This is a genomic window from Streptomyces sp. RLA012, from assembly GCF_056270325.1.
Window position 1 is genome coordinate 1752527 of sequence record NZ_JBWDPA010000002.1, and the last position, 26024, is coordinate 1778550.

A 26024-nucleotide genomic window follows, 5' to 3' on the forward strand; every position below is an offset into this window, starting at 1 on the left:
AGCACGAGCGAGTGGTTCGGTTACGGCCCTCCGCCGTTGGCGTCGCTCTCGCGGCGGGCGATGACGTCGATCATGTCGCTGATCGTGCCGACGCCTTCGGGCGAGAGGTTGACCGCGCGCAACGCCACGCTGCGCACCTCGGCGTCGCGCAGCGCACCGAGCAGTTCCAGTTCCTTCGCGATGACGGCGCCCTGTTCGTCGTCGAAGAAGTACACGACGGGGACGTCGAAGAACTGTGCGAGGGCTTCCAGGTGACGCTTGGTGGGATTGCCCCGGCGCCCCGTACGCAATTGCCACAGATAGGTGGCGGAGAAGCTCTCCCCCGTCGCCTCGCGGCAGGCGCGGGCGACCTCTTCATGGCTGTACTGCTCGCGGTTGGGGCGGCGCACGACCCGGAACAGCGCGTCGATGCGGTCCGCCAGCGTCGACTCCGACGGTGGCGACTCGGACGGCGTCGGCGCGGACGGCGTCGGCGCGGACCCGGTCTCGCGCATCACGTGCCCTCCGCCCCGTCGAGCCGCCCCAGTTGGGCGGTGTCCACTCCCGTTCATCGTAGCTGACGGCCCGTATCCCCGACAGAAGGCTTCCGACCGCGGTACGGGAAGCGGACGCCGCCCCACAGGCAAGCAAGCGGGCAAGCGGGCCAAGGCCCGCAACGGCGGGCCGAGTACGGCGGTCACCGCGCGGAGCCCGGCGAGCACTGCCTGTTCTCATTTGCCCGGATCATCTGATATATGTCAGGCGGCTCAGTCATTCATCTCAGCTCATGAAGGCCATTGAAGGCCCGTGAAGGCCCGTGAAAGTCCGTGAAGGCCCATAGGCCCATGAAGGCTCTTGGCAGCTCATGACAGGATCAGAAGGGTGAACCGGATATGGCCGAACCACCGTGCACCGGCTTACGGTTCTCCGTCCTGGGCCCGCTGTCCGCGGAAGCCCCGGGCGCGACCGGCACGAGGGTCCTCCCGCTCGGGCCGCTCAAACAGCGACTGCTCCTGGCGATGCTGCTGTGCCGTCCCTGCGCCCCGGTCTCGCTCGACCTGCTGACGGAGACGCTGTGGGACGGCGAACCGCCGCGTACGGCGCGCAAGAACATCCAGGTGTACGTCTCGGCGCTGCGCAGACTGCTGGACTCGGCCGGCGCCGGTGACCGGCTCGTCCACCAGGCGGGGGGCTATCTGCTGCGCGTCGGCGCCGAGGAGTTGGACACCCTGCGCTTCCAGCACCTGGTCCGCGCCGCCCGGCAGGAATCGTGCCAGGGCTCCTACGCCCCGGCCTCCCGGATGCTGCGGGAGGCGCTCTCCCTCCGGCACGGACCTGCACTGCACGAACTGCGGTTCTCCCCGGCACTGCGGTACGAGGCGGACCGTCTGGACGGCCGTCACCTCCAGGCGTACGAGGACTGGGCCGAGGCCGAACTGCGGCTGGGCAACCCCCACGAGGTGGCGGAGACCATCGGCGAACTCGTGGAGACGTACCCCGAACGCGAACGGCTCCGGGCCGCGCAGATGAACGCCCTGTTCAACCAGGGCCGGCAGACCGAGGCGCTGGCCACCTACGAGGGGCTGCGCCAACTGCTCGCCGCCGAGTACGGACTGCGGCCGAGCCCGGCGCTCGAAACGCTCTACCGGTCGATGCTCTCCGGCGGCCGCGGCGAAGCGGGCGGTCTGTTCGCCCCCGCCGGCGCCGGGGCCGCGCGCGGTGCGGGCCGACGCCTGGGCACCCTGCTTCCGCCGGACCTGCCGGACTTCACCGGACGCCGGGAGCAACTGCGCGCCCTGCTCGCCCTCCTGGCCCATGAGGACGGCGGCCGGCGGCTGACCGTGCTGGCCGGACCGGTCGGGACCGGGAAGACCGCGCTGGCGGTCCACGCCGCGCACCGGCTCGCCGAGGAGTTCCCCGACGGCAGGGTGCTGATACGCATGCGGGACACGGCGGGCCGGGCACGGTCGGCCGCGTCGGTACTGGCCGAGGTCGCCGAACTCGCCGGCCTCGGACCGTCCGGACCCCCGGCTTCGCGGGCCGCGGGCGCACCGGAGCCGGAACGGACCGCGGCCGCCTGGCGTGCCTGGCTGTCGCGGCGGAAGGTCCTGCTCCTCCTGGACGGCTGCGCGGACGAGGCGGGTGTACGGCCGCTCGTCCCGGACACCGGAGCAAGCGCCGTGCTGGTCACGGCCAGGACCCCGCTGGCCGGCCTGACGTCGGCCCACCGGATGGAGATGACACCGTTCGATGCCGCCGAGAGCCTGGAACTGCTCGGCAGGATCGTCGGCCCCGACCGGCTGAGCACCGGCCGGGAGGCGGCGGAGCACATCGTCACCGCGACCGGAATGCTGCCGCTGGCGGTTCGCGTGTGCGGTCTGAAGCTCGCCGTGCGGCGGTACCTTCCGCTGGACGAGTACGCGAAACGCCTGGCCGACAGCCGGACGGTGCTCGACGAACTCGTGGCCGGAGACATGGACGTACGGCCGCGGCTGGCGAGCGGCTGGCAGGACCTGTCCCCGGCGGACCGGTCCGCGCTGTGCAGACTGGCAGAGCTCCCGGAGGGTCCCTTCACTCTCGGTCAGGCGGCCGCGGCCCTCACCTGCGGGCAGCATGCCGCGCGCTGCAGGCTGGAGTCCCTGATGGACTCGGGAGCGATCCTCGCCCCGGACAGCGAGGTCACCTCGCACGCCGCACTGTACGAACTGCCGCGGCTCATCCGTGTCTTCGCCCGGGAGCAGGGCGTCCCGGAAGTGCCCCCCGCCGCCTGGGCGTCGGCTTGAATCACCTTCCGCACCCCGCCACGACCTGGTGATTTACCGCATCCCAACCGCTTCGACCCGAGTCTCCAACCACCCCCGCCGACACTTCGGGGGAGGCCGAGCCCGCAGAGGGAGGGTGAGCGCGCCATGGAACTCGCCGAGCTGATGTCACTTCGTCCGGTCCCGTCCGCGGGCTTGCTGCTCACCGTCACCGGGCGCTGTCCGCTGCACTGCGCGCACTGCTCCACCGCCTCGACGATGGCCTCCCGCGAGCCGGACGCCGGTCGACTCCTGCGGTTCATCGGCTCCTTCGACGCCACCCACCACCCCGGGGTGCTGATGCTGACCGGCGGTGAGCCGCTGCTGCGCCCCGGGCTGACGGCCGAACTCGCCACGAAGGCACGGGCCGCGGGCACCCGCAGCGCGCTGCTCACCGGAGCGTACTTCGCCGCAGCCGGCGGCTCGGAGCGTACGGGGTTGGGGCGTACGGGGTCACGGCGTACCGGATCGCCTCGGGCCGCGATTCCGGAGGCCGTCATGCGGGCGATCACCGCGGTCGACCACTTCTCCGTGAGCGTCGACGCCTTCCACGAACGCGAGGTCCCCCGCGCGAACGCCTTCGCGGTGGTGCGGCAGGCACTCGACGCCGGGGTCGCCTGCAGCTTCCACGTGGTCGGTCACGGGCCCGACGACCCCTACCTCGCCGACGTGACCACCGGCATCCGCCGGACCTTCGGCAACCGTGTCCCCATGCTGGTCAACTCGCTGCGCCCGGTGGGCCGCGCCGCGTCCTGGGCGGCGGCCCGCTCCGCCGCCGTCCCCGGTCCCCGCCGGGTGCTGCCGTGCTCCATGGCCGCCTGGCCCGTCGTGGCGGCCGACGGCACGGTCCTGGCCTGCTGCAACCAGGACGCGGTCGACCGCAGGCCGGCTCCCGCCCATCTGACCGTCGGTCATGTCGCGCAGGACGACTGGGCCACCGTCAGCGAACGCGTACGGTCCTCACCGGTACTGCGGATGATCAGGACGGTGGGGCCGAGCCATCTGAGGGACAGGTACGGGGCGGCCACCGGGGACGGACCGCGGCCGGGGTACTGCGCCGGGTGCCGTGCGCTGGGCGAACACCCCGAAGTTCTCGCCGCCGCAAACCGGCTGGCCGGCGGCCCGGCAGGCGCCCTGCTCGACCTGCACGTGGCACGTCGGCAGGAAGCGGCCGGTCCGGTGGCCTTCGTACGGCGTCACGGCTCGGCCGCGTACGCGGAACTGGTCGAACTGCCGGGAGCCGCGCGATGAGCACCACCGCGCGACCCGCTCCGGCACCGGCACCGGCACCGGCGGAGAAGACATACGGCTCGCCAGGGGTTCCCGCGGTGCCGGGAACCGCGGGAGCCGCCCTGCGGGCGCGTCTTGCCCTCACCGAGCCTGCGGTGCGGCGAGCCACCGCCCGGCTGTGGCACACCACCGGGCTCGGCGCGCGCTACGCGGAGTACCTGGCGGTGATGCACGGGGTGGTCCGGGCCTCGGTGCCGCTCATGGAGCGCGCCGCCGCCCGCTGCGGCGAACTCGGCCCGCACGACCCGGTCGCCGGACCGCTGGAACGGTACTTCCGTGCGCACGCCGCCGAGGAACGCGGCCACGACGACTGGCTGCTCGCCGACCTCACCGCGCTGGGCGGCACCCCCGCGACCGTCGTCGCCGAGCAGCCGCCGCCCTCGGTCGCCCGGTTCGTGGGGGCCCAGTACTACTGGGTCGAGCACCACCACCCGATCGCCCTGCTCGGCTACATCGCCGTACTGGAGAGCAACGCGCCCGCCCCCCGGCTCGCCGACCGGATCGCCGCGGCGGGGGTTCCGGACGCCGCTCTGCGTACGGTCCGCGAGCACGCCGAACTCGACGGGGAGCACACCGCCGCCCTCTTCACGCTGCTCGACGCGCTTCCCCTGACCCCCGTCCTGCGGTCCGCCGTCACCACGAGCGCCGTGCACACCGTGGACGGCCTCACCGGGCTGTTCGCCCGGATCGAACGGACGCCGCGCCCACACCACCGCACCAGGGGAGGAACGTACCCGTCATGAGCGACCGCGCAGAGGAAACCGGCGATTCCATCGGCCTTGGCGATTCCATCGGCCTTGGCGACTCTGCGGACGACACGCTCGTCGTCCTCGAAGCGCACGGCTTCGACCTCGCCAGACTCACCGCCGAGCAACGCCAGGTGCTGCGGGACCTGAGTGCGGAGGAACTCGAACTCATCCTCGACATCAACAGCCGTCTCGACGAGGTGGGCCCCGAAGTGCAGGCGCACAGCGAGATCGCGGGCGGAGCGCTCTTCTGAGCGGAGTCGCGGAAAGGCGCCACGGACGAGAGGAGTCAGCCTTGCGGTGTGCCACATGCGACGGCGCGCTGCCGCAGAACGCGCGCTTCTGCCCGTTCTGCGGCGGGCCGGTCGGCCCCGCCGTCACGGCCGCTCCCGTCGAGGAACGCAAGGTCGTGACCGTTGTCTTCTGCGACCTCGTCGGTTCGACCGCGCTGTCGGGAGTACTGGATCCGGAGACCCTGCGGACCGTGGTCCTGCGGTACTTCGACCTGATGCGGGCGCGGCTGGAGGAATTCGGCGGCACGGTCGAGAAGTTCATCGGGGACGCCGTCATGGCCGTCTTCGGGGTGCCCGTGACCCATGAGGACGACGCCCGCCGAGCGCTGGCCGCGGCGCTCGCCATGCTCGACGCGGTACGGGAACTCAACGAGACCGAACTCGACCCCACCTTCGGCATCCGGCTCAGCGTGCGGATCGGCATCAACACCGGTCCCGCCGTGACCAGTAGCGACGTATCGACGCGCCAGGCCCTGGTCTCCGGCGAGACGGTCAACATCGCCGCCCGACTGGAACAGCACGCCGCCGAGGGCGAGGTGCTGATCGGCCCCGAGACACGGCAGGCGGCCGGCCCCGCCGCCCGCACCGAGCGTGTCGGCCCGCTCCGGCTCAAGGGGAAGGCCGAACCGGTGACCGCGTTCCGGCTGCTCGGCATCACCGAGGACGACCCGGAGGTGTCACGCCGCTTCGACCTGCCGCTCGTCGGCCGTACCCACGAACTGGCCGAACTCCAACGGGCGTTGAGGGACATCGTGGACGGGCGTGGCGCCCCGAACGTCCTCGTCCTCCATGGCGAGGCGGGGATGGGCAAGACCCGTCTCGTCCACGAATGGCGCAAGACCGCGACCCCCGACTGCGCCCAGGGCTCGGGCCGCTGCCGCCCCTACGGCGAGCACGGAAGCCTGACACCACTGGCGGACGCGTTGCGGCAACTGCTGCGGCAGTTCCCGGACGTGGGGGACATGGCCGGGGCCGACCGGGGTTCGTCCGGTCCGGACCGGAGCCGGCCCGGACCGTTCGCACCGGACGAGCGCGCCGAGGCCGGGCAGGCGCTCGCGGTGCTGGCGGGCGGTCTGCTGGAGGACGGCACGCCCAACCCCTCGGTGGACGACACCTGCGCCGCCGTCGGCGAGCTGCTGGCCGTCCTCGCGCGCAGCCGGCCGATCGTGCTGGTGGTGGACGACTGCCAGTGGGCCGGCGACGTGCTGCTCGACATGCTCGGCACGCTGGCCGAGGAACTGGCGTCGTCCGCCGTGCTGTTCGTCTGCGTGGCCCGGCCGGACCTCTTCGACCGCCGCCCCGGCTGGGGAACCACGCGGCCCAGAGCGCGGTCCCTGATGCTGCTCGGGCTGACCGCGCCCGAGGTCGGCGCCGTGGCCGACTCGCTCATGGAGGTCGGCGCGCACTGGGACGGCGGATCCGGGGCCGAGGGCGCCGGGTCCCGGGCCGGCGTACCCGCACATGTACTGGAGGCGGCCGGCGGCAACCCCCTCCACCTGGAGCACCTGCTCGCGGCCCTGGCGGAGCACGGGTCCGGGTACCGGGCGGACGGCGCGAGCGACCTGCCCACGACCCTCCAGGCCCTGCTCGGCGCCCGGATCGGCGCGCTGGGCCGGGCCGAGCGCACCACTCTCGATCTGGCCGCGGTGGTGGGGCGGGAGTTCACCGTGGACGACGTGGTAGCACTCGCGGAGCACGACCACGAGAGCGCACCCGGGGGCGCCCTGCACGACGACGACGCCGCGCAAGGCGGCGACGGTGGTGGTGGTGGTGACGGCAATGGCGGTGGCGGCGCGGGCGACGCCCGGGCGGCAGACGGTTTCTCCGGTCTGTCGTCCCCGCGCAGAAGGGTCGGCACCGCCCTCGCGCGGCTCCGTCGGCAGCGGCTCGTCGGCACGGCGGACCAGACCGTGGACCAGACCGCGGACCGGACGACGGAACGGGTCGGCCGCGAGACGTCCGCCCTGCGGTTCAGCAGTGGTCTCATTCACGAGGTCACCTACCAGTCCATGGCCAAACGTGCGCGGGCCAAGCGGCACGAGTACGTCGCCGCCCTGCTCGCCGCGCGCCTGCCGGACGCGGCCGTACGGGGCGAGGGCCGGACGGCGGAAGCGAGCGCGGCGGTGGCCGGCCACCTGGAGAACGCCTACCGGTACCGGACCGAACTGGGCCTCACCGAGCCCCGTACCGACGAACTGCGGCGCGCCGCCGTCCGCCGTCTGGTCGAGAGCGGCGCCCAGGCACTCGCCCGCTCCGACCTCGCCTGGGCCGGCAGCCTGCTGCGCCGCGCCCTCGACCTCGCCCGCGAGGGCGAACCCGAGTGGACCACCGCCGCCCGCGGACTCGGCGAAGTCCGCCTGGCCACCGGCCACACGGACGAGGGACGGGCTCTGCTGGAGGCCGTCCTGGCATCGGCGGCCGGTGGCGAACCCGCAGGGGTGGGCAGCGGCGGCGGGACGGGCGCGGGCGCGGCGGACACGGCGACCGTAGGGACGGTCGAGGCCGCGCATGCGCGGCTCGCGCTGGCCGTGGTGTCCGCGGCCTCCGCGGGCGGTACCGCCGGAGAGGTCGCCGAGTGGACGATGGGCGTCTTCGAACGGGCCGGTGACGAACTCGGCCAGGCCAGGGCGTGCATCAGGTTGGCGCAGGAGCGGCAGCTCCAGGGCAGGCACATTGCGGCCGACGCCCTGCTCACCCGCGGGCTCGGACACGCGCAGCGCTCGGGCGCCGAGCCGGAACGCGCCCTGGCGCTGGGCGCCATCGGGGTCTCCCTGTGGCGGGGACCGGAGCCGGTGCCCGAGGCCGTGTCCCGTGGCCGCAGCCTGCTCTCCCGGCACGGCGAACGACGGCCGACCGTACGGCTGACGCTGAACTGTCCGCTGGCCGTACTGCTCGCCCTCCAGGAGCGGTGGGAGGACGCGTACGCCTGCATGGCGCAGGCACGACGGCTCGCCGACGGGCTCGGGTACGCCGAGGGCGCGGTGGTGCTGCCGCTGTTCAACGCCGCGGTGGAGACCCTCGCGGGCAACGGAGAACGCGCGCTCCTCCTGCTGGACGAGGCCGCCGCCGCGGGACGGGCACTCAAGGCCGACGGCCTTGTGGGCACGGTGGCCCGCGAGTCGGCACGGCTGCTGGTGGACGCGGGCCGGGTCGACGAGGCGGTCGAGCGCCTGGCCGCGACCGCCGGGCCGAGCGGTCCGAACAGTCCGAATGGTCCGAGGGGTCCGAACAGCCCGAGCGGTCCGAGCGGCTCCCCGCACGCTCCAGCAGCCCTGGCCCGTTCCGACGCCGCCGACCTCGACGGTCTGATGGCCCGGATCGCCGCGGCGCAGGGGCGGCCCGTGGAGGCCGCCACCCTCTCGGAACGCGCCGTGCACACCGCCGCGAGCACGGACTCCCCCGTCGTCAGGGCGGTCGCATGGCTCGACCGGTCCGACGTCCTGCGGCAGGCGGGCCGCCCGGCCGAGGCCCATGCGGCGGCGGGCCGGGCCGTCCGGTGCTTCGAGGCGAAGGGACACCTTCCCGGCGCACGCCGGGCCGCGGAACTCCACGCGCGCCTCACACCCGCCGCTGGCCGCGCCGAACCGGACCCTGGCCCCCGCACCGACCCGAACCCCCTCCCCCACCCGACTCCGAAAGGCCGCTGAATGGATACCGCGAAGACGGCAGCGCGCCGCCCCGGTCTCGTGTGGAGCCTGCGCGGCAGGCGACCGCAGGACATCGGGGTGGCCGCCGACGGGGAGCGCCCCGGGCCCGCGTGGGAGTGGGGGGACGCGCGGGGGCACGGTGTGCGCGTGTGCGTCGTGGATTCCGGGGTGGAGGACGGCCATCCGCTGATCGGCCGGGTGGACGGCGCCTGGACCGTGACCAAGGACGAGCACGGGATCAGCGTGCTGGAGACCGAGGCCACGGACGGCTGCGGACACGGCACGGCCTGCGCGGGAATCATCCGCAGAACCGCGCCGGAGTGCGAGCTCTACAGCGTGCAGGTGCTGGGCAAGACATTCGGGGGAACGGGAGACGTACTGCTCGCGGGCCTGCGCTGGGCGATCCGTGAGGGTTTCGACGTGATCAACCTGAGCCTGTCGACGACCCGGGCGCAGTTCGTCGAGGAACTGCGGTCCCTCGCCGACGAGGCGTACTTCCGCCGGACCGTGATCGTCGCCTCCGCCCACAACACCTCGGTGGAGAGCTTCCCGTGGCGGTTCGCCTCCGTGATCTCGGTGGGCAGCCACACGGAGGACGAACCCGAACTGCATCTCTACAACCCCCAGCCTCCGGTGGAGTTCTTCGCCCCCGGCCAGAACGTCCAGGTCGCCTGGCTCGGCGGAACGACGATTCGTACGACGGGGAACAGCTTCGCCACGCCGTACATCACCGGACTGTGCGCCCGCATCCTGTCCAGGCATCGCAGGCTGACGAGCTTTCAGCTCAAGAACGCGCTCTACCTTTCCGCGGCCAACGTACACATCGGCATGAGAGGTGCCTCGTGAACGACAACAGCGCCGAGAGCAACGCCCGGATCCACACCTCGACCGACGCGCGAGGAACCGCCGACAGCACGGCCGGGGACAACGCCGAGACCGATCCGCTCTCCCAGGAACTCCTGCGGTCCGTGGTCGACGTGGCGCGCGCCCTCTTCGGCGCCGCCGCCAGCTCGGTGTTCCTGCTGGACGAGGCGCGGCACGAACTGATCTTCCAGGCGGTCTCCGGCGAGGGCGAAGACGTCCTGGTGGGGCGGCGTTTCCCGGCGAAGAGCGGTATCGCCGGCTGGGTGGTCATGTCCGGCGAACCCGTGATCGTGGACGACCTGTCGCGCAACACCGACTTCGACCGGGCGTTCGCCAAGTCCACGCAGTACGTCCCCGATTCCCTGATGGCCGCTCCGCTCACCCACGGCGACCGGATCCTCGGCGTCCTGGAGGTCCTCGACCCCGCCCCCCAGTCCCGCTCCAGCCTCGACGAGCTGGATCTGCTGGCGCTGTTCGCCCGGCAGGCGGCCGTCGCGCTCCGCGTGGTGGCCGACCGCCGGCGACAGGCGGACGGCCCGGCCCTCGGCAGCGACGACCGGGCCGCGGCACTCCGCATGGCCGAGGATCTCCGTCGGCTGCTGGAGACGTCGGTCTGACGGGTCCTCGCCTCCGGCACCGGCGGCGTCGGCCGCCGGTGCCGGAGCAAAAACGGGAACGGGAACGGGAACAGGGCCGGGAGCAGGAACAGGCACCGGCAGGAGCGTGCGTACGCTCCTGCCGGTGCCCTGAAGGTGGTTGGTTGCGGCCGGCAGTTGGTCGGCCTTCAGAGAGCCGCGGTCGGTTCCGGGTGCTGCTCGCGCGGCGCTGTGCGTCGGACACTCGCCGTCAGGCGCAGGGTGCGGCAGCGCGCGGGCCCGGTGAGTTCGTAGGGCACGAGCATCAGCTCGTCCGCGCCGAACGCGGCCGCCAGCGACTCCAGTTCGGCGGCCACCTTCGCCGGTGCGCCGTGCACCACCTGGTTCTCCTCCAGCGTCCGGCGGGCCAGGTATCGCGCACGGGCCGGGGACAGCGGAGCGTCCGGGGCGGGCTCCTCCGGGTCTCCCGCCAGGTGGGCGGAGGCGCCCAGCGCCAGGGCCTCGGCCTCCTCGTCGCTCTCGGCGCAGACCACGTTGACCGCGGCGATGAGACAGGGCTGTGCGCCGTCGTGCCCGGGTTCGAACGCGGAGCGATAGCGTTCCAGCGCCGCCGGGCGGCACTTGGACCTGCCCAGGTGGTGGCCGTAGGCGAAGGGCAGGCCACGTTCCGCGGCGATCCGCGCGCTGCCCTCGCCGGCGCCCAGGACGTGGACCTCGGGCGGTGTGGCCGTGTGCGGGGTCAACGGCAGGGCGTGGAAACGGTTCCGGTCCGGCCCCCGGTGGTGCAGGAAGCCCATGAGCTCGTCGATGCGCTCCGCGAACTCGACCACTCCCCGGGGATCGCGGCGCAGGGCCGCTTCCAGGAGCCCGTTCGTAGCGGGTCCGGCCAGGGAGCGGCCGAGGCCGAGGTCGATCCGGCCGGGGTGCAGGGCCTGCAGGGTGGCGAACTGCTCCGCGACCGTGAAAGGAGGGTGGTTGGGCAGCATGACACCGCCCGAACCCACCCGGATCCGCTCGGTCCGCGCGGCGATGTGCGCGATCAGCACGCCGGGAAAGCCGCTCGCGGTCCTGCGCGAGGAGTGGTGCTCGGCGATCCAGACGCGGTGGTATCCGTACGCGTCGGCGGTCCTGGCCGTCTCGACCATGTCCTGGACGGCCCGCTCGGCACCGGCCTCGGGGAGGCGGGCACCGAGTTCGAGTACGGAAACGGGGAAGGGAAAGGGAGAGGGAGAGGGAGGTGTGGACGGGGCCAGGGCGTCCGCCGCGGTCCGCTGAGCCATGGTCATCGTTCGCTCCGGGGTGCTTCGGGAGTCGAGGCCGGTCATGGACGGAAGGCGCTGTCGAAGTACAGCAGCGGTTCGTCCGGTGTCCCGCGGGAGAGGTCGAGCACCGACCCGAGCAGGATGGAGTGGTCGCCGCCGTCGTACACAGCGGCCAGGGAGCACTCCAGCCACGCCAGTGCCCCGCCGAGCAGCGGAGCACCGGTGAAGCGGCCGCTGAACGTGTCGACCGTGTCGAACTCGCGGCCCTCACGCGGTCTGTGGTGGTCGGCGAAGTGCCGGGCCAGGTGGACCTGGCCGGCGCGGAGGATGGAGACCGCGAAGCCGCCCTCGGTGAGAACGGTCCCGTGCACGGCGGCGGTGCGCGCCACACAGACGAGGACGAGCGGCGGGTCCAGCGAGACCGACGTGAAGGCGTTCGCCGTCATCCCCTGGGGGACCTCCCGTCCCGCGGTGAGCACGGTCACCCCGGTCGCGAACCGGCCGAGCACGGTCCGCAGGTGGTCGCGTCCGGCGGCACCGGCGCTCAGTGGTGGCGCCGCCGTCATGAGCGGGAGATCCTTTCCGGTCGCCGCGCGCGGCGGACGCCCGCCGTCAGGCGCAGGGTGCGGCTGCGCGCGGGCCCGGTGAGTTCGTAGGGCACGATCAGCAGCTCGTCCGCGCCGAACGCGGCGCTCAGTGACTCCAGTTCGGCGGCCACCTTCGCCGATGCGCCGTGCACCACCTGGTATTCGTCGAGGACCCGGCGGGCCAGGTATTCCGCACGGACCGGGGACAGCGGAGCGTCCGGGGCGGCGTCCCGGGAGTGCTCGACCACGTAGGCAGCGGTCCGCAGCGCCAGCGACTCGGCCAGTTCGTCGGTCTCCGCACAGACCACGTTGACGGAGACGATGAGATAGGGCCGTGCGCCGTCCTGCCCGGGTTCGAAGGCGGAGCGGTAGCGCTCGACGGCTTCCGGGCGGCATATGGTGCGGCTGAGGTGGTGGCCGTAGGCGAAGGGCAGGCCACGTTCCGCGGCGATCCGCGCGCTGCTCGCACCGGCGCCCAGGACGTGGACCTCGGGGGCCGTGGCCGTGTGCGGGGTCAACGGCAGGGCGTGGAAACGGTTGCGGTCCGGCCCCCGGTGATGCAGGAAGGCCAGCAGTTCGTCGACCTGGGCGGGGAACTCGGCGGAGGCGTCCGGGGCGCGCCGGAGAGCGGCCTCCAGCAGTCGGTGCGCGTCCGTGTTTCCGCCCGAGGAGCGGCCGACGCCGAGGTCGATCCGGCCGGGGTGCAGGGCCTGCAGGGTGGCGAACTGCTCCGCGACCGTGAAAGGAGGGTGATTGGGCAGCATGACACCGCCCGAACCCACCCGTATCCGCTCGGTCCGCGCGGCGATGTGCGCGATCAGCACGCCGGGAAAGCTGCTGGCGCTCTTCTGCGCGGCGTGGTGCTCGGCGATCCAGATGCGGTGGTATCCGTACGCGTCGGCGGTCCTGGCCGTGTCCACCACGTCCTGGACGGCCTGCTCGCCGGTTGTCCCCGCGAGATGGCCGCCCCGTTCGAGCACGGAGAACGGGACGGGCAGCGGCGGCAGGTCCACGGACCGCGGCACGGACTGCGAGGTGGTGGTCATGCGTCACTCCGGGTGGGCTCTGGACCACCGGTGGGCTCTGGACGACCGGTGGGTACGGGCTCGGGCGTGGGCAGGGTGAGTGCCAGCAGCGCCAGCACCCCGAAGCAGGCCGCCAGGACCAGGGCGGTCACCGGGAGCGAGTAGGTGACCAGCAGCGTCCCGGCGGCCAACGGCGCGCAGGGTTGCAGCAGTTGGACCACGAAGTCGTTGGCGGTGGTGACCCGGCCGTAGATCTCCTCCGGGACCGAGATCGCCATGACCGAGACGACGGCGGAGTTGATCGCCGGGACGAGCAGGCACATCGCCGAGAATCCGGCGACGAACGCGAGGGTGCTTCCGCTGAGCCAGGCCGTCAGCAGCAGTACGGCGGCGACGGCCGGGCCGGTGGCGACGAGGACCGCCAGCGGCAGCAGGCGCTGGAGGTGTGGAGCGGCGAGCGAGCCGAGCAGCCCCGCCAGGGCCGCGGTGCTGAGCGCCCAGCCGACGGCCGTCGCGCCGCCGGGTTCCCGCCCCACCCCGAGGAGCAGGGCGGAGCTGAACATGGTGAAGACCACCGTGAGACCGCTGAAGATCACGGTGGAGCGGCGAAGGAACGGGTCGCGCGCCAGGTGCCGGAATCCGGCGGTCAGCCGGCTCCAGAATCCTGGTGGCGGCCCCCACCGCACGGGGCGGTCGTCCTTTCGGGCCGCCGGTACGGCGGGCGCCGCCCGGACCCCCTGTGCCATCGCCGCGATACAGAGCGCGGACACCAGGAAGGTGATCGCGTCCACCGTGAACGGCAGCGCCGGAAGCACCCCGATGAGCAGTCCGGCCGCTGCCGGTCCGATCATTGCGGCCCCGTAGCCGCGTGCCTGGTTCAGCGACATCGCCGCGGGGATCTGTTCGGCGCTGACGACCCGTCGGATCAGCCGGAACTGCGCCGGCTTGAACACCTCCGTGGCGCTCGCCGACAACACGGCGGCGACGATCGCCAGCCACAGTGGCAGCGGCCGCACGACGAGGCACAGGGCCACCGCGCCGACCGCCACGAGGCGGACGAGATCGGAGCCGATCAGGAGAACGCGCTGGTCGTAGCGATCGCTCAGGAGCCCGGCCGGGATGCGGACCGCGAGCCCGGCGACCGCCAACGCCGTGCCGACCACGGCGACGGCGGTGGCGGGATGGCCCGCGGCCAGCAGCGCGAGCGGCAACGCCACCGCGGACATCGAGGAGCCGAAGCCCGACAGCGCCTGGCCCACCCACAGCAGACGGAACTGCCGGTTGCGGCGCAGCACCGACGCCCGGCCGTCGGCCTCCACGGTCACGGTGGTCACGAGTCGTCACCCGGAGAGGAGGACGGACGGGACAGCAGGTCGTCGAGCACGAAATTCCGGTTGGTGCGCAGTCCCGGGGCGGCGTACCGCACCCGGTCCAGGAACAGCGCCACCCCGGCCGAGCCGCTCGCCAGGTCACAGCACTCCCGCAGCGACTGCTCCCCCGGGAAGACGATGCCCTCCGGGCGCCGTACCGCGTGACACAGCACCGCCTCCGCCGCCCTTTCCGCGTCGCCGAGGAGTTCCGGATCCCCGAGGAACTCGTAGGCGTCCAGCAGGGCATTGCCGAGGCCGCTGATTCCGTGGAAGAACTGCGGAAGGCCGGTGTACTTGCGCCGGACGTCCGGGAGGATGCGGTCCACTTCCTTGCGCAGCCGGTCCTCGCCGGTGACGTCCCAGTAGCGCAGGAGCGTGGTCAGGACGCCGGCCGTGCCCTCGTCCCAGTAGTGACGCCGCACCCGGGGGCCGTCGCCGTTGACGAACGAGGGGAAGGAGAGCACTCCGCTCGTCGAGGGGAAGGCGGACGCGAGGTCGAAGTCCAGCGCCGCCAGCCCCAGGCCGAGCGGCTGCCCGTCACCGGTGGCCGTGTGCAGGGCGAGCAGGAACATCGCGACGCCCGACGCGCCGCCGCCGTAGCCGACCGGGACCCGGCCGGTCGAGTCGGGCCAGTGCGCCCGGTCGTCCTCCCACACGGCGGTCGCCGCCAGCCGGTCGCCGATCTCACGGGCGCGGTCGAGGAACTCCGGCAGCCCGTGGTCCCGCCACAGGCGCAGGCATGCCATGCCGTGGCCGGCCGCGCCGGTCAGCACGCCGGGTTCGGTGTGCAGCAACGGGTGCCCGCCGGCCTCCCGCAGCAGCCGTACCGCCTGGTCCCGGTGGCCCAGCGCGGACAGTGTCCAGGCCGCCCCCGCCGAGCCGTAGTAGAGGCCGGGCGGCAGCGCGTCGTAGTCGGTCGGCCGGCGCAGGGCCCAGGAGAGGTAGGCGTCCGGTATCTCCCGCTTCAGCGCGTGCATCGTGTACAGGCAGCCGTAGGCGCCATGGGCGATGGAGAGCGGGTTGGTCTCGAACACCAGGACGTCCGCGGGGAAGAGGCGGTCCTCGCGGGTGGTGTCCGCGGTCCCGTTCATGTAGTCGACGACGCCGTCGAGCACCTCGGAGATACGGCCGTGCAACTCGGCGCTGCGGGCCGGTTCGGCGGGCAGCCGGTGAGCGAGTGGCGGCGGCTGCCGCCATGCGGTGGCGAACGGCAGCTCGGCCATCCGCCGGCGCAGCGCCGCCGGGTCGGGCAGCTGCTCGTCCTCGCTGTAGAGGTCGGTGATCAAAGACACCAGTTCGGCCGGCAGCGCGAGGTCCTCGGCCGCCTCGGCCAGCAGCCGCAGCGGCACTTCGTGGTCGACCATGTCGTTCTGCTGGCAGGCCAGCATGGTCCCGAGCATCAGGCCGCCCAGCGCGTAGTAGTCGGTACGGCGGTCACCGTGCCTGGCGGCCAGGGCGCGCCGCGTGACCATGCCCGGGGTGCAGAGTCCGGCTCCGCGGTCGACACCCTCGTGGAAGGCCGATTCCAGGTCGATGATGCATATCCGGTCGTCCGGCGTCACCATGACGTTGGTCGGGGACAGGTCGCCGAGTACGATGCCGCGCTCGTGGCACAGCGCGATGGCGTCGGCGATCTGCAGCCACAGGCCCTGCAGCCGCTGGTAGTAGTCGGACAGCCGGGCCGCGGTCAGGTCGAGTTCGAACACCGGGTTCTCGGTCGTGGTCAACCGTCCGAGGTAGTTGTCCCCCACCCACTCCTCGACGAGGTACGAGTGCTCCCACTGCTGGAAGAGGCCGAGCGGACGGACGAAGAACCCGCTGTCGGCCAGTTCGACGAGGAGATCGTGCTCGTGGTGCAGCAGCGTCACCGCGTCGATGCCGTCCGGCCCGATCTCCACGCCCGGCCGGGCCTCGCGCAGCACGACGTCCGCGCCGGTGACGGTGTCGACCGCACGGTAGATGCCCCCGCGGTTGCTGAACACGATCGCGCTTTCGACCTCGTACCGCCCGCCCAGCAGCCGCTTCGCGTCCGGCGCGTCCGGGGACACGGCGGCGGGCGGGCCCTCGTGGGTCACCGGATCCGTGACCCCGTCCGGCATGGTCCAGTAAGGGGTGCGCGTGTCCCGGATCAGTGTTCCGTCGGGAGACTCGATGAACAGCTCCCGGAAGCCGAGCGCCTGCAGCCGGAACCTGCTGGTGAAACCGCCGTAGCGGTAGGAGACGACGCGGGAGCCCGGATAGCGGCGGTCCGACAGGACGTACGGTCCGTCGAACCCCTGGAGCGCTTCGGTCAACGCGCGGGCGACGCGGTGGAAGGACTCCTCGTCCGGCGGGTAGACGGTGATGAACTTCCCGCTCGCCTCGCGGGAGAAGGACTTGCTGTTGAACTCCCGCACCTCGACGGGGTCGACCAGGAACTTGAACCGCACGCCCGCGTCGCGCAGTACGGGCAGGCTTCGGCGCAGGGTGTCGGCGCTGGTCCGCGACGCGGCGCTGACGTGCAGTTTCCAGCCCTGGCCGAGTTCCGGCGCGCCGGGCGGGTCCGCTATCAGCCAGTGGCCGTGGCGCCGCAGGCGCCAGCTGCCCGGCATCGCCGCACGGAACTCGACGAGATGGGCGCTGTCCGGCTGGCGACGGCCGGCGTCCTCGAACCACCGCGGGTGATATTTCAGGTAACGCAGCATCGTGTTCCAGGGCAGCTGCATGCCTACGGGTTCCTCTCTCGTCCACGTCCGGCGATCGGGGGCCGGCCGCCGACCGGGCCGGTGGTCCGCCACAGGCCCGGCCGGCACCCGACTACTTCATGCGGGTCACATGCACGTTGAGCCGAGGCAGGAGCTGCAGCTCCCCGCCGCCGGGTCGGAGATCCCGGTCTCGTCGTCGATGCTGATCCCCTGCAGACCCAGCACCTCCTCCGCGGAGTGCGCCTCGACCTCCGGCTCCTCCTCGGTCGCTTCGGTCTCCACGATCTCTTCGGCGGTGGGCTCGATTTCGTCGGCCACAGTGATCCTCCGGTGGATTTCAGCGGACCGACCGGCGATCGCCGACCGGTGGGACCGACGCTAGGTCCGGCCCATTCGGGATCGGTGAATCGCTGGTATGCAACCGGTATGTGCCCCGCTCCCGGCCCGCCGGACGGACCGAATTCCCTGGCACATCAGCGCTGAGCAGGGAATTTACCGCTTTCGAAGTAACCGCCGACCGCTGTTGAACCATCCACCCGGACCCTGGGACCGATCACTGTCCCCGTCAACGACCCGTCGGGCAGGACCTGATGCCCGCCCGCAGCCCCCTGCGTACGCCGCTGATGGCCGTCCAACACCGCGCGTCCATTACCGCGCTTGCGTGTGCTCGCGTCGCGCCGCGGTGTCGCTGCCGTCCCACTGGTAGCGGTCCGTGCCGGGCAGGCCCAGGAACTGCAGGACGCGTTCGACGAACTCGTCCCGCAGCTGCGCGAGTGTCTCCGGCACGTTGTAGTACGTGGGAATCGTGACTCCTCCCCCGGCTGAAGCCGGGGGCTTCTCGTTACGCCGGGTTGGCGTCGCGACGGACCAGCCCGGCCCGTAGAACGTTGGTGGCTCCCACTGTGTCGGCGTGCGCGTGGTGGCCGCACGAGACGCAGTGGAACTTTTCCTGTGTGGGCCGGTTCTCCTTGGCGGTGTGCCCGCATTCGGGGCAGGTGCGGGAGGTGTTGCGGGGGTCCACGGCGATCACTTCCCGTCCGGCGCTTTCAGCCTTGGCGTGCAGGATCGTCAGGAACACCCCCCATCCGGCATCGTTGATCGACTTGTTGAGCCCGGCCTTCGCGGCGGCTCCGTTGGGCAGGAAGGTGCCCCGCCGACCGGGGTCGGGTTTCGGTGCGGGGGCCTTGCTCATGTTGCGGATCTTGAGGTCTTCGTGCGCGATGAAGTCGTGTGCGCGGACCAGGCCGAGCGCGGTCTTGTGTGCGTGGTCGAGCCGCCGGCGCCGTACCTTGCCGTGGAGCTGGGCGACCTTCTCCACCGCGCGCTGGGGGTTGGCGGTGCGGTCCTTCGCCTTGCGGCGCGGGAACCGGGACAGGGCCTGCTGCGCTGCCTCCAGTTTCGCGGACGCACGGCGGCCGTGGTGCGGGCTGGGCACGAAATCGCCGTGCGAGTCGGCGAGGAAGTTCGCGATGCCCAGATCGATGCCGACCACGGAGCCGGTCGCGGGCAGCGGTTCGGGCTGGTCCTGCTCAGCGGTCAGCACGACGAACCACTTTCGGCCCTCGCGCTTCACCGACACGGTCTTGACGTGGCCGGCCACCGGGCGGTGCTGGTTGACCCTGACGTGGCCGACGCCCTGGAAGCGGACCCGGGTGACGGGGTCGTGCGGGGTGGAGTTCCACCGGCAGCCGTCCCCGTCCCTGGGGAAGTCCACCGTGTCGAACCAGTTCACCCCGCGAAAGCGCGGGTAGCCCGGGGCATCGCCGGACCTGACCCGGCGGAAGAACGCGGCGAACGCCTTGTCGAGACGGCGTAAGGTGGCCTGCTGCGAACTGAACGACCAGCGGCCCTGACGCTCCGGGTCGAACGCCCGGATCTCCTTGAGCTGCGCGGACTGCATCCCGTACTTGACGGTGGTCTTCGAGACGTGCCGCCAGGCGTCGCGGCGTTCCTGCAACGCCCCGTTGTAGAGGGAGCAGTGATCCCGCACCATCTCGGCCAGCGCCTGGGCCTGGCGGACGGTGGGCCGCAGGAGGAACTTGTACGCACGGATCATCCAGGCCACCCCCTCCGGTCGAGTTCACTCGATCATACTAGCCTTGGCGTATGTCACCGCGCTGGGAACCAGATCCCGACATCAGACGGGGAAACCACGTCATCTACAACCTCCACGCGCACTTGGTATTCGTCACCAAATACCGGCGTGAGATCTTCAACGACGACATACTGACGCGCTGCGAGGAGATCATGCGGGACGTGTGCGAGAGCTTCGGCGCGGAGCTGCGCGAGTTCAACGGCGAAGGCGATCACGTCCACCTTCTCGTGCGCTACCCGCCGAAAATCGCCCTGTCCAAGCTCGTCAACTCCCTCAAGGGCGTCAGCTCCCGATATCTGCGCGCGGAGTACACCGGCCGGATCAACCGGATCGGGACCGGATCCGTGTTCTGGTCCCCGTCCTACTTCGCGGGGTCCTGCGGCGGCGCACCGCTGAGCATCGTCAAGGAGTACATCGAGAACCAGAAGCGCCCAGCCTGACCGTCACCCCAAAGACGCAGAGAACTCCGGCGCTTCGCGCCTCCGGGCCGAGGATCGCATTCCCGCCCGGCCTGAAGGCCGGGATTCCCTGCGAAGAACAAGGGATGGGGTACACCGTGGCGCCCGCTTCCGTGACAGCGACGGTCACATTCTGCTGGGTCACGATGTCCCTTTCTTGACCTCCAGGGCGGGCAGTCCGCCGTTCGCCTGCCGACCGCCGTGATGGGAGCAGTAGATCCCGTCCACGCCGCTCTCCCGGGCGCGGTGCACGTCTTCGGGGTGGCAGATGCCCTTGAGGACGAGTGGCAGGTCGGTGATCGACCGCAGCCAGCTGAGATCGTCCCAGGTCAGCGGATTGCCGAAGATCCGCACCCACTCCAGCACCGCGGCCCGCATGTCCTCCTCCGGGGCTTTGGCCGGCCGGGCCCGGAAGACCGGGTCGGACATGTAGTTGGCAAGGCAGTGACCGCGCAACTGCGGGAAGTTCCCGGCTCCCAGGTCACGGGGGCGCCATCCCGTGACCCAGGTGTCCAACGTGACCACGATGCCCTTGAAGCCCGCTGTTTCGGCCCGGCGCACCAGACTCTCGGCCAGTTCCCGGTCGGTAGGGGTGTACAGCGAGAACAGTCCCGGGGTCTCTCCGAACTCGGCCGCGACCTCCTCCAGCGGATCGACGCTGAGGGTGGAGGCCACCATCGGAACGCCCGTACGGGCGGCGGCGCGGGCCGTGGCCAGGTCGCCGTGGCCGTCCTGCGCGCACAGCCCGATCACCCCGACCGGCGCCATGAACAGCGGAGAGGACAGACTCATCCCGAACAGGTTCACCGACACGTCGCGCCGGGCCGCCCCGACCATCATCCGCGGCACCAGCCCCCACCGCAGGAACGCTGAGACGTTGGCTCGCTGGGTGAACTCGTCTCCGGCGCCACCGGCGACGTACGACAGCAGCGACGGCGACAGCGCCGCTTGCGCCCGCGCCTCCAGCTCCTGGAACTCCATCGGCATGGCGAGGAGCACGCCGGACAGCCCGTTGAGGTAGATCTCGTTCTGGTAGTCACCGAACTGCCCGTCGAGTTCCAGGTTCATTCCTGGGGTCACCGTCCTCGCCTCACACGCCCCCGACCATCCGGAACCAGTGCTTGCCATCGTGCGACGGAGCCGGGACGGCGGCCAGGGCACAGCAGTACACATTGCGCCTGAGGGATTGTTGTCGGCGTACATTGATCCGCCGCGTGCGGGCGGGACATCCTCGCCGACGGAGACGGGTGCGGGACCGACCGGACTCGACCGGACGACCACCGCCATTCCCCGGGCGACCACGTGGGTCAGTCCGGCCTCGTGCCGCCGGTGGTGGTGTTGTGGTGCGGCTCGTCGGGTTCGTGCGGGAGTTCGGGCGGGAGAAAGGCTGTGGTGTCGCGCAGTTCGCGGACGATGTCGACGAGCGCGGCGACGGCGGGGTGGGCGGTGTCGCGGCGCCACACGATGCGGTGGTCGGCGTACGGGCTCGGATCGGTGAAGGGGCGGTAGACGATTCCGGCGAAGGGCCTTGCCGCGGCTGCGCTGGTGATGGTGAGTCCCATGGCCGAGCCGGTGAGCACCAGGGGGAGGAGCCGGTCGAGGCTGGAGATCTCACGGTGGATGGTCACCGCGGCACCGCGGGATTCGAGCTGGGCGACGAAGTGATCGTGCAGCCACGGGTTGACGTCGCGCTCGACGATGACAAGGGGTTGGTGGGACAGCTGGGCGGGGTCGATCGCGTCCGAGGCGGCGAGGGGATGACCGGCGGCGAGTACGACCACGAGCGGTTCGCGGGCCACCAGCAGTGAGGCCAGCTCGGGTGGGTGCCGGGCGGTCCAGCAGAAGCCCAGGTCGAGGCGGCGGTCGCTGAGCTCGGACAGCTGGTCGGTAGTGGTCATCGGCCGCGGGGCCAGCCGGACGGCGGGGAAGCGGGCGTGCAGCGCGGGCACCGCGAGCTGGAACAGGCGCGGGCCGAGATCCTCCGCGTACCCCAGGCGGAGTTCGTCGACCGTGCCGGTGGCAGCGCGGCGGCCGACGTCGAGGGCGTGCCGGACGGCGACGATGGCACTCCGCGCCTCGGGCAGGAACGCCTCGCCCACCGCGGTGAGGGTCACACGGCGGCTGGTGCGGGTGAACAGGGGGGCGCCGAGTTCCCGTTCCAGACGGCGGATCTGCTCGCTGACCGATTGCTGAGTGACATGCATCCGCGCCGCGGCCCGGCCGAAGTGCAGTTCCTCGGCAACGGTGACGGCGTACTCCAGCTGGCGCAGCTCCATGTCCCCATATTGACAGGTTCTGCCTGTTGAACATGCGAGCGTTCGTCGTTGATCGTGCCGCGTGCGCCGCGCTGTCATGGAGGTCGGCAACCAAGCATCCGATCCAAGGAATACCGACATGAAGACCTGGTTCATCACCGGAACCTCCAGTGGCTTCGGCCGCCGGATGACCGAGCTGCTGCTCGACCGCGGCGACCGCGTCGCCGCCACCCTGCGCAACCCCGCCCGACTCGACGACCTGGCCGCGCGCCACGGCGACCGGCTGTGGCGCGCGGAGCTCGACGTCACCGACACCGCACACATGCGGAAGGTCGTCGACAGCGCGTTCGCCGAGCTCGGACACATCGACGTGGTCGTCTCCAACGCCGGCTACGGCCTCATCGGCCTGGCCGAGGAGCTGACCGACGAGCAGATCGAGCGCCAGCTCGACACCAACGTGATCGCCCCCATCCAGCTCGCCCGCGCGGTGACGCCGCACCTGCGCGCGCAGGGCGGGGGCAATTTCCTGCAGACCTCCAGCATGGGCGGCCACATCGCCTTCCCCGCGATGTCGCTCTATCACACCAGCAAGTGGGGCATCGAGGGCTTCTTCGAGGCGTACGCCCTGGAGACCGAGCCGTTCGGTATCCACACCACGCTGATCGAACCGGGCATGGTCGCCACCGATTTCTACGGCGCGGCGGACATCACCCCCTCGCAGCTGCCCGCCTATGCCGGCACCCAGGCCGCGGACTTCACCCACGGCAGGAACAGCGTGCCTCTGGAGGCCATGCCGGGTGACCCGCGCAAGGTCGCCGAAGCCATGATCCGCATCGGCGACCTCAAGAAGCCGCCACGGCGTCAGCTCCTCGGTTCCGACGCCTACCACCTGGTCCACGACGCCCTCACCGCTCGGGTGGAAAGCGCTGAGGCCCAGCGCGAGATCGCCTTCTCCACCGACCGGGACGGTTTCACCCCACCCTCGGCGTGACGCCCTGTGGTCGACTCACCGGAAAGGACATCCGCGTATGCCCCGCTTCACCGACAAGACCGTCGTCATCACCGGCGCCGCCGGCGCCCTGGGCGTCGGCATGGTGCGCCGCTTCGCCGCCGAGGACGCCCGCGTGGTCATCGGTGCCCGTCATCGGGAGCAGGTCGCCGACCTCCTCGACGAGCTCGGCACCGACCGCGCGGTGTTCGCCCAGCTCGACGTCACCAGTGAACAGGACTGGACCGCTGCCGTCGCCACCGCAGAAGCCGTCTTCGGCCCGGTCTCAGTGCTCGTCAACAACGCGGCGCGGGCCATCGTCGGCACCACCATGTCACTGACCCCGGACGAGTTCCGGGAGGTGATCGACACCAACCTCGTCGGCACCTTCCTGGGGACGCGGGCGGCCGTGCCGTCGATGCGCCGACGCGGCGGCGGCTCCATCGTCAACATCAACTCCACCGCCGGGATCGGCGCCGCCGCCGGACTGGCCGCCTACGGCACCAGCAAGTGGGGCATCCGCGGGCTGACCAGGATCAGCGCAAAGGAACTCGGCCGGGAGAACATCCGCGTCAACGGCGTGCACCCCGGCATCATCGAAACACCCCTGGCCTACGACCCGGCCACCGGTGAACTCATCGTCGGCATCGACGACCAGCCGATCCCGCGCCTGGCCGACGTCGACGAGATCTGCGGCCTTGTGCTGTTCGTCGCGTCGGACGACGCGGGTTACTCGACCGGCGCGGAGTTCGTCGCCGACGGCGGCTACCTCCTCGGGCCCGTCCCCGCCGCGAAGCTGTGACTTCGCGCACCGGTTCCTTGAATCACCTACTGGCCCGGGCCGCTGCCCGTCGAGCTCTCCACGGCATGGGCCGCCGCCAGGCCCAGAACCGTCGGAACTCCGGCGTGCACTGCGCCGGCGCGCTCGCGGCACCGCCCCCGCCCTGCCACCACGCTCCTGCGCGTCTCCCAACCCGTCCGACCCCACCGTGGAGGCGGGACCAGTACTCTGCTCCAACCGTCCGTGTCATCGCCGCGGTACCGGTCATCGGGCCCCGCTCGTGATCGACCGGACAGGACCTGGCTAGAAGCCTCGGCGCACACCCCCGTCGATCGACAGCATCACGCCCGTGAGGTACGACGCGGCGGGCGACAGCAGAAAGGCGGCGCTCCGGCCGAACTCCTCGGGGGTCCCGTAGCGGCGCAGGGGGACGCCGGCGGTCGCACGGGCGCGGTCGGCGTCGGCGCTGCGCGCTTCGAGTTCGCGGACCCGGTCGGTTTCGATGTGGGCGGGCACGAAGCCGACGACGCGGATGCCCCGGGGACCCAGCTCGTTCGACAGATTCTTCGCGTAACCGGCCAGGCCCGGCCGGAAGGCATTGGAGAGCGCGAGGCCGGGAATCGGCTCGTACACGGAGCTGGAGAGGACGAAGCCGATGACACCTCCCTCGCCCAGCTCCGCCGCGACGGCGCGGGACAGCCGCACCGCACCGAGGAAGACCGACTCGAAGGCGGCGCGCCACTGGTCGTCGTCGATGATGCGTCTCCCCGCCAAAAGGCCCTGCGTTACCTGCCGCCCAACGCGGTTTTCCCGTTCACCGAGTACGCTCCGATCCAGTTGTACGTCGACAAGGGCTACGCCTACCGTCGCGATGGACCTTCCCGGCACCGGCCGGTCCGAGGGAACGTGGGATCCGGTCTCACGCGCCGAGGGCGAGGCGATCCACGACATGATCGAGCACGTCGCCACGCAGCCGTGGAGCACCGGCGCGATCGGCATGATCGGCATGTCGCACTACTGCTGGAGCCAGTGCAACGCGGCGCGCACGCGGCCGCCTACGGCTTCGAACGCGTCCAGGGCCCGAAGAAGCTCCTGGTCACGCATCCGTCAGGTTTCGCCGAAGCCCAGATGTACTACTTCGACGAACAGTTCCACCGCGACGAACTGCTCCCCTGGTACGACCATCACCTCAAGGGCATCGAGAACGGGGTGATGAAACAGCCTGCGGCACGCTTCTACGTCGACGGGGAGGAGACCTACCGCTCGGCCGAGACCTGGCCGCCCCCGGACGCGCGGCCGACCACCTTCTACCTCTCCAGCGCGCACAGCGGTGCCGTCACCTCGCTCAACGACGGCTCGCTCGCCGAGACCGCATCGGACCGCGAGCAGGACTCGACCTCGTGGTCCTGTCCCGACCCGGAGTGGATGGCGGGCGTCACCGTGTTCGACAGCCGTGGCGCCCGACCGTTGTCGTGCGGGTCAACACCTTCGCCTCCCCGCCGGTGGACACCGACCGCGAGTTCACCGACCACGGCGTCCTGACCCTGTACGCCTCCACCGACCAGACCGACATCGATGTCTTCGTCAAGGTCTCGCTGATCACCGACGCGCCGATGACCCACTTCCACGGGACGAAGGTCGGCACCGACACCTACCACCACGACCGCCCGCACCCCTCGATGCTCCGCCTGCACGAACATCCCCGCACCTGACTCCCCACAACACCTGACCGGAGAACTCCATGAGCATGGTCTATCTCGCACAGCCCGAGCAGCAGCAACAACTCGAATGGCTCGACGGCGGCACCCTGGCGATGCTGCTCGACGGCAAGGCCACCGACGGGCAGCTCATGATCGGGCGCTTCGACGTCGCCGAGGGCGAGGCGCCGCCGTACCACAGGCACACTCGCGAGGACGAGGTCTTCCTGCTGCTCAAGGGCAGCGCCCTGGTGTGGTGCGACGACCAGGAGTACGAGCTCTCCGAGGGCGGCGTGGTCTTCCTGCCCAAGCTGATCCCGCACGGATACCGCATCACCTCCAAGAAGGCCGATCTCCTGATGATCAATACGCCGGCCGGCATCGAGGGGATGTTCCGCGAGACCGGCCGCGACAAGTCCACCCCGCGTCCACCCGGCTTCCAGGTACAGCCGGATCCCGCCCTCGCGGACAAGTACGGCAATGTCATCGTGGGCCCCCCACGCTGACGGTCCGTCACCACGGCCCAGCTCGGTGACGTCCCTACCGCTCAGCGGCGCCGGCAGCAGCCGCCGTACGCCCTGGATGTGGCTGGTGAAGCAGGCTGCC

23 protein-coding genes and 3 pseudogenes are annotated in these 26024 nt (G+C 71.5%); 14 read left to right on the forward strand and 12 right to left on the reverse strand.

Translation table 11 applies throughout. The annotated features are described in order from the left end of the window. Positions 1-20: 20 nt before the first annotated feature. The gene (locus RV986_RS08300; RefSeq protein ID WP_475916768.1) at positions 21-494 is read right to left on the reverse strand and encodes an XRE family transcriptional regulator; all 474 of its coding nucleotides are present in this window, start codon (positions 492-494) and stop codon (positions 21-23) included. 378 nt (positions 495-872) lie between these two features. Here RV986_RS08300 and RV986_RS08305 point away from each other — a divergent pair, with 378 nt between their 5' ends. The 7 genes from RV986_RS08305 to RV986_RS08335 all read left to right on the forward strand — a co-directional run bounded on the left by RV986_RS08305 (position 873) and on the right by RV986_RS08335 (position 10237). Beyond that, positions 873-2762: an AfsR/SARP family transcriptional regulator gene (locus tag RV986_RS08305; RefSeq protein WP_475916769.1), complete on the forward strand. Its 1890-nt coding sequence runs from the start codon at positions 873-875 to the stop codon at positions 2760-2762. Positions 2763-2888: 126 nt separating this feature from the next. Continuing rightward, complete coding sequence (locus RV986_RS08310; protein WP_475916770.1) at positions 2889-4031, forward strand: radical SAM protein; 1143 nt, start codon at positions 2889-2891, stop codon at positions 4029-4031. After that, positions 4028-4813, forward strand: coding sequence for an iron-containing redox enzyme family protein (locus RV986_RS08315; RefSeq protein WP_475916771.1), 786 nt, complete (start codon positions 4028-4030; stop codon positions 4811-4813). Before RV986_RS08310 ends, RV986_RS08315 begins: the two co-directional genes overlap by 4 nt. Next, complete coding sequence (locus RV986_RS08320) at positions 4810-5070, forward strand: aroma-sacti cluster domain-containing protein (RefSeq protein WP_475916772.1); 261 nt, start codon at positions 4810-4812, stop codon at positions 5068-5070. Before RV986_RS08315 ends, RV986_RS08320 begins: the two co-directional genes overlap by 4 nt. Positions 5071-5111: 41 nt before the next feature. Beyond that, complete coding sequence (locus RV986_RS08325; RefSeq protein WP_475916773.1) at positions 5112-8756, forward strand: AAA family ATPase; 3645 nt, start codon at positions 5112-5114, stop codon at positions 8754-8756. Beyond that, the gene (locus RV986_RS08330) at positions 8757-9602 is read left to right on the forward strand and encodes a S8 family peptidase (RefSeq protein WP_475916774.1); all 846 of its coding nucleotides are present in this window, start codon (positions 8757-8759) and stop codon (positions 9600-9602) included. Between the two features lie 113 nt (positions 9603-9715). Next, positions 9716-10237 carry a GAF domain-containing protein gene (locus tag RV986_RS08335; RefSeq protein ID WP_475924217.1) on the forward strand — a complete coding sequence of 174 codons (522 nt, stop codon included), beginning with the start codon at positions 9716-9718 and terminating at the stop codon, positions 10235-10237. 167 nt (positions 10238-10404) lie between these two features. Here RV986_RS08335 and RV986_RS08340 read toward each other — a convergent pair whose 3' ends face one another. The 8 genes from RV986_RS08340 to RV986_RS08375 form a co-directional block, all read right to left on the reverse strand. After that, positions 10405-11502 carry an MsnO8 family LLM class oxidoreductase gene (locus tag RV986_RS08340; protein WP_475916775.1) on the reverse strand — a complete coding sequence of 366 codons (1098 nt, stop codon included), beginning with the start codon at positions 11500-11502 and terminating at the stop codon, positions 10405-10407. A gap of 35 nt (positions 11503-11537) precedes the next feature. Further along, entirely contained in the window at positions 11538-12044 is a 507-nt protein-coding gene (locus RV986_RS08345; protein ID WP_475916776.1) for a flavin reductase family protein, read from the reverse strand. Beyond that, positions 12041-13111 (reverse strand): MsnO8 family LLM class oxidoreductase, encoded by a 1071-nt coding sequence (locus tag RV986_RS08350; RefSeq protein WP_475916777.1) that lies wholly within the window; start codon positions 13109-13111, stop codon positions 12041-12043. The genes RV986_RS08345 and RV986_RS08350 overlap by 4 nt, the downstream gene beginning before the upstream one ends. Then, positions 13108-14424 carry an MFS transporter gene (locus tag RV986_RS08355; protein ID WP_475916778.1) on the reverse strand — a complete coding sequence of 439 codons (1317 nt, stop codon included), beginning with the start codon at positions 14422-14424 and terminating at the stop codon, positions 13108-13110. Before RV986_RS08355 ends, RV986_RS08350 begins: the two co-directional genes overlap by 4 nt. Beyond that, positions 14421-17165 (reverse strand): class III lanthionine synthetase LanKC, encoded by a 2745-nt coding sequence (gene lanKC, locus RV986_RS08360; protein ID WP_475916779.1) that lies wholly within the window; start codon positions 17163-17165, stop codon positions 14421-14423. The genes RV986_RS08355 and lanKC overlap by 4 nt, the downstream gene beginning before the upstream one ends. Before the next feature lie 105 nt (positions 17166-17270). Beyond that, positions 17271-17462, reverse strand: a complete 192-nt coding sequence (locus RV986_RS08365; protein WP_475916780.1) for a hypothetical protein — start codon at positions 17460-17462, stop codon at positions 17271-17273. Positions 17463-17792: 330 nt separating this feature from the next. Further along, positions 17793-17930 (reverse strand): hypothetical protein, encoded by a 138-nt coding sequence (locus RV986_RS08370; RefSeq protein ID WP_475916781.1) that lies wholly within the window; start codon positions 17928-17930, stop codon positions 17793-17795. 55 nt (positions 17931-17985) lie between these two features. Then, positions 17986-19200, reverse strand: coding sequence for an RNA-guided endonuclease InsQ/TnpB family protein (locus tag RV986_RS08375; protein ID WP_475916782.1), 1215 nt, complete (start codon positions 19198-19200; stop codon positions 17986-17988). Between the two features lie 50 nt (positions 19201-19250). Between RV986_RS08375 and tnpA the strand changes: the two genes are divergently transcribed. Then, complete coding sequence (gene tnpA, locus RV986_RS08380; RefSeq protein WP_475916783.1) at positions 19251-19679, forward strand: IS200/IS605 family transposase; 429 nt, start codon at positions 19251-19253, stop codon at positions 19677-19679. A gap of 168 nt (positions 19680-19847) precedes the next feature. Here tnpA and RV986_RS08385 read toward each other — a convergent pair. Next, positions 19848-20765 (reverse strand): annotated as a pseudogene (locus RV986_RS08385) (alpha-hydroxy-acid oxidizing protein); the annotation flags it as partial. Between the two features lie 239 nt (positions 20766-21004). Then, complete coding sequence (locus RV986_RS08390) at positions 21005-21973, reverse strand: LysR family transcriptional regulator (protein ID WP_475916784.1); 969 nt, start codon at positions 21971-21973, stop codon at positions 21005-21007. Between the two features lie 118 nt (positions 21974-22091). Between RV986_RS08390 and RV986_RS08395 the strand changes: the two genes are divergently transcribed. Both RV986_RS08395 and RV986_RS08400 read left to right on the forward strand, forming a co-directional pair. Further along, complete coding sequence (locus tag RV986_RS08395) at positions 22092-22943, forward strand: SDR family oxidoreductase (RefSeq protein ID WP_475916785.1); 852 nt, start codon at positions 22092-22094, stop codon at positions 22941-22943. Positions 22944-22980: 37 nt separating this feature from the next. Next, positions 22981-23742, forward strand: a complete 762-nt coding sequence (locus RV986_RS08400) for an SDR family NAD(P)-dependent oxidoreductase (protein ID WP_475916786.1) — start codon at positions 22981-22983, stop codon at positions 23740-23742. 282 nt (positions 23743-24024) lie between these two features. Here the strand turns inward: RV986_RS08400 and RV986_RS08405 are convergent. Next, positions 24025-24471 (reverse strand): annotated as a pseudogene (locus RV986_RS08405) (SDR family oxidoreductase); the annotation flags it as partial. A gap of 121 nt (positions 24472-24592) precedes the next feature. Between RV986_RS08405 and RV986_RS08410 the strand changes: the two are divergent. The 4 genes and pseudogenes from RV986_RS08410 to RV986_RS08425 form a co-directional block, all read left to right on the forward strand. Next, a pseudogene (locus RV986_RS08410) lies at positions 24593-24721 on the forward strand (CocE/NonD family hydrolase); the annotation flags it as partial. Between the two features lie 29 nt (positions 24722-24750). Beyond that, a complete protein-coding gene (locus tag RV986_RS08415) occupies positions 24751-25263 on the forward strand; it encodes a CocE/NonD family hydrolase C-terminal non-catalytic domain-containing protein (protein ID WP_475924726.1) in 513 nt (170 codons plus the stop codon). Then, positions 25224-25433, forward strand: coding sequence for a hypothetical protein (locus RV986_RS08420; protein WP_475916787.1), 210 nt, complete (start codon positions 25224-25226; stop codon positions 25431-25433). The genes RV986_RS08415 and RV986_RS08420 overlap by 40 nt, the downstream gene beginning before the upstream one ends. Before the next feature lie 29 nt (positions 25434-25462). Next, entirely contained in the window at positions 25463-25924 is a 462-nt protein-coding gene (locus RV986_RS08425; RefSeq protein WP_475916788.1) for a cupin domain-containing protein, read from the forward strand. The last annotated feature ends 100 nt before the right edge of the window (positions 25925-26024 follow it).